The sequence below is a fragment of the Limobrevibacterium gyesilva genome, from assembly GCF_025989185.1.
In the GTDB taxonomy this organism is placed as follows: domain Bacteria; phylum Pseudomonadota; class Alphaproteobacteria; order Acetobacterales; family Acetobacteraceae; genus Limobrevibacterium; species Limobrevibacterium gyesilva.
Genome location: NZ_JAPDNT010000040.1, coordinates 24054 through 34293 on the forward strand (window position 1 = coordinate 24054; position 10240 = coordinate 34293).

6 protein-coding genes and 1 tRNA gene are annotated in these 10240 nt (G+C 68.7%); 5 read left to right on the forward strand and 2 right to left on the reverse strand.

Annotated features, from left to right (window positions below; translation table 11 throughout):
• Positions 1-182 precede the first annotated feature (182 nt).
• Positions 183-6752: an AAA family ATPase gene (locus OL599_RS23620; protein WP_264716499.1), complete on the forward strand. Its 6570-nt coding sequence runs from the start codon at positions 183-185 to the stop codon at positions 6750-6752.
• Positions 6721-7431, forward strand: a complete 711-nt coding sequence (locus tag OL599_RS23625) for a hypothetical protein (protein WP_264716500.1) — start codon at positions 6721-6723, stop codon at positions 7429-7431. The genes OL599_RS23620 and OL599_RS23625 overlap by 32 nt, the downstream gene beginning before the upstream one ends.
• A gap of 496 nt (positions 7432-7927) precedes the next feature.
• Here OL599_RS23625 and OL599_RS23630 read toward each other — a convergent pair whose 3' ends face one another.
• Entirely contained in the window at positions 7928-8221 is a 294-nt protein-coding gene (locus OL599_RS23630; protein WP_264716501.1) for a hypothetical protein, read from the reverse strand.
• Positions 8222-8250: 29 nt separating this feature from the next.
• Here OL599_RS23630 and OL599_RS23635 point away from each other — a divergent pair, with 29 nt between their 5' ends.
• From OL599_RS23635 to OL599_RS23645, 3 genes are all read left to right on the forward strand, one after another.
• Entirely contained in the window at positions 8251-8415 is a 165-nt protein-coding gene (locus tag OL599_RS23635) for a hypothetical protein (protein ID WP_264716502.1), read from the forward strand.
• A 277-nt stretch (positions 8416-8692) separates the two neighbouring features.
• A tRNA-Thr gene (locus tag OL599_RS23640) sits at positions 8693-8767 on the forward strand.
• 145 nt (positions 8768-8912) lie between these two features.
• Positions 8913-9800, forward strand: a complete 888-nt coding sequence (locus OL599_RS23645) for a DMT family transporter (RefSeq protein WP_264716503.1) — start codon at positions 8913-8915, stop codon at positions 9798-9800.
• On the opposite strand, the gene OL599_RS23650 is transcribed toward OL599_RS23645, so the two are convergent.
• The coding region (locus tag OL599_RS23650; protein ID WP_264716504.1) for a class A beta-lactamase-related serine hydrolase at positions 9786-10240 on the reverse strand (455 nt) is incomplete at its 5' end. The two genes, OL599_RS23645 and OL599_RS23650, sit on opposite strands and share 15 nt — an antisense overlap.

Below are 10240 nucleotides of genomic sequence, written 5' to 3' on the forward strand. Positions count from 1 at the left end.
GGCGCTGCGTCGGCTGCCTCGGGGGTGATCCTTGGCTTCGGCGGCGAACTGCGAAGCTTGACCGGTTGCCGCAACTAGGCTTGTCGCTCAGCCGGCGGAGTCCGGCCCCTTTCGGCGGGCTCCGAGGGATCGTAATGTTTTCCTCGGGTCCGGCTCGGCCGTCGCGCGGCGGATGCCTACGAATGGTCGGCGTTGAGGAGGGCAAGTTGGCCGACTACAGGGGCGCACGGGGGTCGAACACAGGTGACGATTTCCACGAGCTGTGGGCGACTCGGCAAGCAATTGGGCTGCTCGACGCCCAGGGCAGCCTGGAGGCACTGGCGCTCGAGGGAACCCTGGAGCCCGGTGCCGCCGACACTTGGGACGGAGTGGACTGCACCCTTTACTTCGGCGGGGACGGGGCCGCGTCGGCCGAGCGCGTTCGGCTGGAGCAGCTGAAGTATTCCGGCTCATCCCCGGGCGCCGCCTGGACGGTAGCGAGGCTGACCTACGTGCGCCCGACTGCGAAGGCCAACCAGGGTGGAAAAGAGGCCGCTGGCAAGACCCGCGCGCGAAGAGGGTCCCAGCAGGGTACCGCCCCGGGACGCGTGGTCGGCGATGGCTCGGTTCTCTCCCAGATGGCAAAGGCATGGGCGGCGATGCGCGCGCTCCGGCCCGGCAAGCCTCCGCCGGAGGTGGCGCTCATCACCAACCAGCCCATCGCTCCCGAGCTCAAGGCGGCGTTCGACCGGGCCGCTGCGAACCCGGCCACGACGTCGCCGAGCGCACCAGCACGTGACGAGCCCGATGAGGCGAAGCTCCTGCAGGCGTCGGGACTGGCACCCGACGACTTCCGCGAGTTTGCCGCGTGCATGGACCTCGTCTCCGGTACCGGGTCCCGCTTCGACCTGGAGGATCGGGTGCTGCGCGCCATGGCGGAGTGGTCCGACGACGACGCCCGGACCGACATGCTCGTTCTGCGGCAGTTCGTCCGCGAGCGCATGCTGCCGGAGCACGACCGTTCCCCAATCACGCGGGGAGGCGTCATGCTCCACGCACTTGGGGCATCCGACCGCCGTGCACTGTTCCCTTGTCCGCCCAACCTCAAGCACACGGCCAAGCTTGTGCGGCGCGTCGCAGTCGAGCAGGCGGGCTGCCTCCTCGCGACGGAGCCATTCCTTTGCCTTCACGGCGAGGGCGGGGTCGGGAAGACGACGGCGCTCCGCCAGATCGAAGACGACCTGCCGGACGGGTCGGTCATGGTGACTCTCGACTGTTACGGCGGCGGCCGCTATCTCGATCCGGCCGAGCTCCGCCACCGCCCGGCGGACGCGTTCACCCAGCTGGCGAACGAGGTTGCCACGCGCCTCCGCCTGCCACTGCTGCTGCGCCACCACGGGAACACGGACTTCCCGCAGATGTTCATGGAACGACTCCGCCGGGCGGCAGAGGCGCTCGCGGCCCGCAATCCTGGCGGGCTGCTCGTCATGGCCATCGACGCTGCGGACAACTCCCTCACCGCGGCCCGCGAACGACCGGCGCCGGAGACATCGTTCGTCCGTGACTTCGTGCGTCTGGGTTCGCTCCCGGGGAACGTCCGCTTCATCGTGACCGCCCGGACGGGGCGCCTCGACACCCTAGGGCTGCCCGACCGCTACCGGCACTTCCCCGTCCCAGCCTTCGAGGTGGGAGAGACGACGGAGTTCGTGCGCCAGCACCGGGGGGCGGTCCCTGATCGGGAGTGGATAGACGAGTTCCACGCGCTCTCCGGCGGCATCCCCCGGGTGCAGGCGTACGCGTTCGAGGGCGGTGGCGTGGACGATGCAGCCCCGCTGGCCCGGCTCCGCCCCGGCAAGTCCCTCGACGCGATTTTCGAGGAGCGGTTCTGCGAGGCGCTGGCCAAGAACGGTAACCCCGGGGAGGTCGGCGCGGTCTGTGCTGGCCTGATCGCGCTCGCCCGGCCGGTTCCGCTCCCCGCCTTAGCTGCCGTGCTCGGGACGAACGTGGACCACGTCAGGGACGTGTGCCGGGACCTCGCACCAGGTGTGCGCCTCGAGGGAAATGCTGCGGCGCTGGCCGACGAGGACTTCGAGACCTTCGTCCGCGCGCGCGGTGAGCCCAAGCTCACCGAGGTGCGCGGGTCGGCAGCGACATGGCTCCTGTCCCAGACGGCAAGCGAGCCTTACGCCGCCATTCACGTCGGCCCGGCGCTGGCAGCCGCAGAGCGCTTCGCCGAGCTGCTAGAACTGGTCGAGCGGGAGCCAGTGCCGAGGGTAGTGAGCGACCCCATCCAGCAACGCGAAGTAGAGGTGCAACGGCTGACCCTGGCCGTCGCCGCGTCCCGGGCGGCCGGGGAACCATCCAGGGCCCTGCGCTACTTGCTTATCGGGGCCGAGGGACATCGGAAGGACAAGGCGCTCCAGAACCTGCTAGCCGACAACCCCGACCTTGCCGCCCGGTTCGCCGTGGACACCGTCGGACGGCTCTTCCTCTCCGATCCCAGCTACCTGTCGGGCCACGGCCGGATTCTGTACCACCGGCTCGTTGTGCACGCGGAGCGCGGGGACCGCCTGTCGTACCGGGAGGACAGTCGAGCCATCGCTGCCTGGAACCAGGCGAGGCAGCAGACGCTCTGCAAGGACGCCAAGGGGTGGTCCGACCCGTGGCGACTCGATGCCAGTGCCGTGGCGGCGGACACTGAAGCCGCCCTCAAGCTGTTCGAGCCCGTCGCTGCCCTGCAGCAACTTATGAGCTGGTCCCCAATTCAGGCGCACGTCGACGTCGCGCTGGAATTGCCGCCGCGCCTCATTGCCGAGGGACGCGCAGACGACCTGGAAGCTCTCCTCGCTTCGGGCAAGTTGGGACCACTGGCTGGCACTTTCCTCCAGGTTCCATTGGCCCTTGCGGGTCGGGATGTGGACTACGCCAACCTTGAGGTGGGGCTGCTTCGCCTCTCCCGACTTCTGCGAGGCGGCAGGAACCTCGGGGAGTATATGCAGCGGGATGCCCAACTCGCACGCCTCATCGACCTGCTGCTGACGGGTTGCGAGGTCCTCAGCGCACGCGCTCCGGCGCGCAATGGCGTCGACGCGATCCTTGCTCGCCTGCTCGGGAACGGTCGGCGGCGCATCGACCGCAACCACGCCTCTGCGCCGGTGCAGCTCGACGCAATTTTCCGGGCCTACGCCCTGCTGGAGGCGAGGTCCGGTCGTCGCCCCGTGGCCTCGGGCGTCTTCGAGCCGCGGCCCGAGGCACCGAAGGACGTACAAGGCCGGGTCGTGCGCAACGAACACGACGAACGGCACGACCGCGATTTGCAGGATTTCGCCAAGGCGGTATTCCCGTCCTATGCCGCCGTGTCCTGCGCCCTGGCCAAGTTGGCCGTCGGCAACAGCGCCATTGCCGGGCTCCGGTCAGCTGCGGATTGCCTCGGCCGGGAAAGGTGGCGGCTGGAGCGAGAACCCGGTTTCTATGCCATGCGGTCCTTCGTGGCGCGGAACCTACTGACGCTGCTAGCGGCAGGGCATGCACCCGAGACGCTTCACGAGTTGGCGATGGCGGTCGACAACGGTTGGACGGGTGGCGAGGTCGTCCCGGACGCGGCCCTGGTGTCGCGGCTTTCGCTGCGGCCGGAGCTTCACAACGCCCTCATCACCTCGCTCGCCGCGTCGGCGGCACAAACACACGGCATGCGGATCGGGGCGCGATCGAAATCAGAGTGCCTCGTTGCCCGCGCCCGGCTCCTGGTGCCTCTAAGCCCGGAGGACGCCGGGGCGGTGTTTGGCATGGCCGTCGAGGCCGCGGGGGAACTCGACACCGAAATCGGAGGTCAGCTCATCCTCGTGGGTGAGCTTATTCGGTACGCCAACGACGCAGTGGCCGACCGACGCCAGACGGCCTTGTGCCTCGGCGAGGTGGTGGCCGACGCGGCGGTACGGCTCGACGGCGAGCGCCACTTCCCCTGGAAGGAGGCCATGGCGGCTTTGGCCCGGCTGGACCAGCCGATCGCGCTCGCCGCGGCCGCGCGGTGGGAGGCTCGCGATGTTGTCCAGCTCTGGGAAACACTGCCTCCGGCACTTCGGACTGGCTTGGCGGAGGGTGCCCTGACGCCGGGCGAGACTGCTGCGCTGTCTCTGTGCCTCGAATCCGACCACGGATTGCTCGACGAGAGCCTCCGCGCGTCGCAAGGGCTCCCAGCCGCCATTCGGCGGGCGCTCCGCGAAGAGGCAGCCAGGGACATGCTCCTCCGCCTTGGCCGGACCGAGGCGCCTGAGGACATCCGCACTGCGCCTGAAGGGGAGCTCGGGCCCCTGGCCCGGGCCCTCGTCGACCGGGAGCGGTTCGGGCAAGCGCTGCCGCCGTCCCGGACAAAGCACGAGGCGGCGGAGCTGCATCGGAGCGACGCGGTGGCAGCGCCCTATGCCTGGACGGACGCGGTCGCGACGGACAGCGTGGCCCTCACCGCGGCCATCCGCTCGCTCAAGGAGTCCGCGCGGACCAAGCGGACCCACGTGTCCCTCCGATCGGAGCTCTCGGCGGCCAGGGAAGTGGTTCCGGCGCGTGCGCGGACGAGGCACCTGGAAGCGGTCGTCACTCTCGGGGAGGAGCACGATCGCGGAGAGGTGGTTCGGGCATTGATCGAGACGCTTGGCGCCTGGGACAGTCCGGCCGTCACCGCTTGGTGCGGGACGAAACTGCCGGGCCTCGTCAGGGACTGGCTCCCAGCACTCTCGACTGGGCTGCCCTACGGTCGGGACGAGATTTCGCCGTTGCTCGACAAGGCGGGATGCGACCGGGACGCTCGGCGCGACCTGTTGCTCGAGGCCGTCCAGGTGCACGTGGACACACTCGGGCCCGAGGCCCTGCTTGGGCACGTCGGGCTCGTCGCGGCTCTGCTCCCTGCGCCCTCGGTGGCCGACCTGCTGGATTGGTACCTCCAGCGCCTCGCTTCGCGCATCCGTGAAGGAGACCGGGAACATGTCGAGTCGAGGACAATTCCCCAGGACACGGCTGACGCCATCGGCCGCTTCCTTATGGCACAGATGGGTTCCCCAGACAGCCGAGCTCGCTGGCGGGCCGCGCACGCGGTACGGCGCCTCGCCCGAACCGACGACATTCGCGTCGTCGAAGGCTACGCGCGGGAGTTCGGTCGTTCCGAGGAGCCCGCGTTCTCCGGCCCGACCCCGGCCTACTATCCGCTCGCGGCCAAGCTATGGACTGCCATCACACTGGACCGTGTCGCGGGTGAGCGTCCGCACGCCGCGGCCGCGGCCGGTCCGATGCTCCTTGCCACGGCGCTCGACGACAAGTTCCCGCACCTGCTAATCCGCGCCTTCGCGCGCGATGTCTGCATCAAACTTGCTAACGCGGGCCTGCTGACCCTGTCGCCCCAGGACGCCGCGCGGCTTGAGGTGGTGAACCAGTCGGCACTGCCAGCGGTCAAGGCGGACGACCGCCACTCGCGTGAGGATGCGCACCGCATGCGCACGCGCGAGGGCCGCCGCTTTGGCTTCGACACCATCGACACCGTGCCGTACTGGTATGAGCCGATGTGGTCGGCATTCGCCGAGCCCGTCGGCGACCGCTTCCTGGACTCGGCCGAACGGTGGATCGTGGACGTGTGGGGATGGCCGGAGGAGCGAGTGCGCTCCGCGCCGAAGCTCCGTTGGAGGCTTGGCCACGACCGGGACTATGCGGCGCGACGGCACGGCCACGGCTCCCGGCCGGTGATCGAGGTCCTGGATACGCATCTCGAGTGGCACGCGATGTGGTGCGCCGCGGGCGAGCTGCTGAAGTCCGTGCCGCTCGCGGAAGCGGAACTGGACGATTGGCACGCCCTGGATCAGCGGGTTCGGCGTGAACAGCTGTCGGAGCCGCCCCTGTGGGCGGCCGACCTCCGAGTGCCGACGCCGCTTCACCAGCGGCATTGGGCACTCGGTGGGGAACCGCTCGCCGATTGGGTCGCGGCTGTCCGTGAGCCGGACCACCGGGTTGGGATGCTCCCGCCCGAGCGCGAGGGCTTCGTCACGGTCGCGGGCCGTGAAGAGACGACCGGGCCCGATCGCTCCGAGGGGATCACTTTCTCCAGCGCGCTCGTGGAGCCCTCGACAGCCCCCGCGCTTCTGAGGGCGCTCCAGACCATGGACGATTCTTGGGACTACAAGCTGCCGGAGGATGGGGAGGAGCGCTTCGAAATCGACGAACCGCCCCACCGGCTCCTAGGCTGGCTCGTCTGGTCCGGGCGGGACAGTGGCATCGACGAGCACGACCCGTTCCGGGGCAACGCAAGCTATGTCACCTCGGCGCCGGGCGCTTGGGTCCGCGATGCGTGCAGCCTTGCACGGGACGCCTCTGGGGCTGCGCGGTGGTCACGCCCCGGCTCGAACGAGCCGATGTTCGTCTTCGAGGTGTGGGGCGAGCAGGATCGGGACGAGGACCGATACCCGACTGACGTCCAGTCGGCTGGCTGGCGACTGCTCGCGCACAAACAGCAACTGCAGGGCTTCCTGCAGGGCGAGGAACTGGATCTGGTTATCGAGGTGGAGGTGCGTCGCCGTGGCCACAGAACCCGACAATACGCTGGCGAGGAAGGCACCGACTCGCCGGAGGGGCGGTTTGATAGAGTCTACCGTCTCTGCGCCGACGGCGGCCTCGACATCGCCGAGGGGCGTCTTGGATCTTGGTCGGGAGCTTGTCCGCAACCTCGAACTCGGCGATCGGGGCGCGACGCTGGAACGCTGGATGGCCCACCATCTGGCAGCGCTCATCACTGAGGCGGAGGCCGCGAACGGTGACGCCAAAGCGGTGGCCGAGACCCGCGCGGCCGACCTGATCCTGCGCCTGTGGGAAAGGCGCCGTGATCTGCACGAAGCGGGCGACCCTCTTGGTCCCTGCCGCGACGCGGTCGAAGTGCTCTCGCGCTTACGGGCGGAGCGTAACCCGTGGCTGGCCCACCGCGGTCGTGGCGGACCGGAAGGATTGCTGGCCAACATGTTCGACAACATGGCGAGGGTCGTTGTCGGGGGCATCCTCCTGACGCAGGCAGGCAAGCTGCGCGAGATGGCGCCCGCCGAGGAGGCCGCCCTGTCGCCCGAGGAGGTCGCACTGCGCGAGCAACTCGCCTGGTGGGAGGCGGCCGTCACGCCGGAAATACCAGATAACCTGAAAGCCCTACTCCGCATCCGGTTCGTCGCCGCGGCCGGGGCCTCTGGCCAGGACGGTGGCCAGGAGGCATCGACTGACCTGGGTAAGGCTGGTTCGGTCCCGGGGGACGCGGCCGACAAATCGCCCCCCACGAGCGACGAGGCCCAGTACGAGTTCCTCGGCGAGCCTGAGGAGGTCCCACCCAAGACACGGCGGCCGCGGGAACAGGTCACCGAAGCACTGGAACGTCTCCAGGCCGAATTCGCGCGCCTCGTCGACGCCTGGAAGGATGGGCCCGGGCGGGCATGAGCTTCGCATCCCGATCACTCGACGTCGAAGGCCGTTCCTACCCATCGGGCGGAGCGGTAACCGGACCGTCCCCTCAGGTCTGTCAATTGGATGTAAAACGGCACCGAAGCGGGGGCCCCCTCCAAACCTGCCGCAATGCGCTGAAACGACTTGCGAAATCAGCAAAAGGAAAGGGTCCCGATCGGCGCCGATCGGGACCCCACAGCGAACGAAATTTCGCTTGGAATATCAAAGTATTGTGCGCAGTTTGCGGTGGGGTCCCAGTTCGGTGCTGATTTACACCGAAGGGTTTAGAAACCGTGATGACGTTCCTCACACGCCTCGAATACGGCGTCTACACGTAGCGCTTGCGCCGCGACGGCACCTTGCGAGGCTCACGCCGTCGCCCAGCAGCCACAATCCGACCTGGCCTGGTAGGCAGGGACATCACCAAAGACGACATTGCCTGCCGCTCGAGGACCATTCTAGTCGCCCGGAGCAGGGTCGTTTTCATCGGCTAAGGCTGGTGCAGGAAGGCATAGCCGTCCAGCATCTGCCATTTGCCGCGCAGAAGTTTCAGGAAGTCGTCGAAGTCTCCCTTCCACTTGACTTGGTAGCCCATCACTGCTGCACGACACTCCTCGGGCGTCCAGAGGAATGGCTTGTCCCTTGGCCACATGAATCCGCTTGGGCGGATGTCCAGCGACAGGGCATCGATGGCGTGAGCGGCCGCAAGCTTGATCGTTTCACGTCCGCCGATCGAGGCGCCGATGCCGGTCGGCCTGGCTGCCCATTGCGTAGCGTCCCGCAACCGGCACCACCAATTCGTCACTCGTCGCCATGCTGATCCGCCTCATTACCAACCCGACCGATGAATATCGATGGGGAGCAAATGAGGTGAGGCAACGGGTCAAAACCCGGGAGCATTTCAGGCGAGGCAATGCGCCAATGTTGACAAAGACACCCAAGATCGGCGCGGGTGCGTCGGCCGGCGGCGGGGATTGACCGGCTGTGATCAGCGAGTCGGGCTTTCCTTGCCCCCCGTCAGCGTCCGGCTTGCTCGTCGATTCTACCTCCGAGGGAAATGGAGCTAACAGGCCGCCGGGGCACGCGGCGGCGGCGAATCTGCGAGGAGGTCGGGGAGCGAGGCCTCCTGGACCTGTGTCAGATTTGTGCCAGTACAGACGCGATATTCTCGGTTTGTTCCTGCCAGTTTCTGCCGGACGGGGGTTGCACCGGCGCCCCCGAGAGTCTAGGTAGGCCGCGCTTTGTCGCGCCCGGCGCTGCTGTAGCTCAGTGGTAGAGCACTCCCTTGGTAAGGGAGAGGTCGACAGTTCAATCCTGTCCAGCAGCACCATCGAACACCATGACATTCAGCCCGGGTCCGGCGCCCGCGGGCGCCCTGGCGGGATCGGCTGGGTGTGCGATCCGGCAAAATCATCTAAGCATCCCGGCGCGCCCGCTTGCCGTGCGCGGATGAGCGACGGGAGCGCCGGCCGAGCATGCATGACCTCAGGAAGGTGATCGCCTGGATGTCCGGGGCGCTGGTCTCGTTCAGCGCGCTCGCGGTTGCCGTGCGCGAGCTGGCCGGCAGCCTCAGCGTGTTCGAGATCCTGGCCCTGCGCAATCTCGGCGGCATCGTCATCCTCGCCGTCTACGCCCTGGCCGCACGCCAGCGCATCGGCGCGCCGCGGCCGCTGCGGATACACCTGCTGCGCAACGTGTTCCATTTCGGCGGCCAGGCCTGCTGGGCGTTCGGCGTCACCATCCTGCCGCTCGCCACCGTCTTCGCCCTGGAGTTCACGACGCCCGCCTGGACGCTGGTGCTGGCGGTGCTATTCCTGCGCGAGCGGCTGAGCACGGCGCGCATCGGCGCGGTGGTGCTGGGCTTCATCGGCGTGCTGGTGATCCTGCGGCCGGGCGCGGGGTCGTTCCGGCCGGAGGCGCTGGTGGTGCTGCTCGCCGCCATGCTGTTCGCGGTGCAGCTGACCACCACGAAGTTCCTCACCGGCCGCAACAGCGTGCTGACCATCATGTTCTGGATGAACGTCATGCAGTTGCCGATGTACCTGCTCGCCGACCTCGCCGCCGGCAACTCGCTGTGGATCGTGCCCAGGCTGCACGCGCAGGCGCTGCCGGCCATCGCTGCCCTGTGCGTGAGCGGCCTGCTCGCCCATGTCTGCGTCACCAGCGCCTTCCGCCATGGCGACGCGGTGGCGGTGGTGCCGATCGACTTCCTGCGCATCCCGCTGATCGCCATGGTCGGCGTCGCCTTCTACGGCGAGGCGTTCGACCCGCTGGTGCTGCTGGGGGCCGCCATCAGCGCCGGCGGCATCATCTGGAGCCTGCGCGACCGGCCGGCGCCGCGCGCCGCGTCAGCCGTGCGCTGACGCGAGCAGGCAGGCGTCGTAGACCACGCGCCCGATATCGGCGATCACGTCCTCCCGCTCCGCCGGTGTCAGCGGCGAGTCCTTCACGAACACGACCAGCGCCACGGTGCCGCGCCCATCGGGCAGCGTCAGGAAGCCCACGTCGTTGGTGGTGCCCGAGGCGCTGCCGGTCTTGTCGGCAACCGGCACCCCCTTGGGCAGCCGCCCGGCGATGCGGCGCACCCCGGTCGAGGTGCGGCCCATGATGGCCAGCAGCGTCGTCCGCGCCGCGGAGCTGACGCCATCCGCCGCCCACAGCCGGCGCAGCAGCTCCAGCATGCCGCGCGGCGTCGCCTGGTCGCGCGGGTCGGCGGAATAGGCGGGGTCGGGCGCGTGGGCGCGGGCGCGCATGGCCGCCAGCGCCGCCGGCGGCGCCGCGCGCAACGCGTCGCGCACCGAGG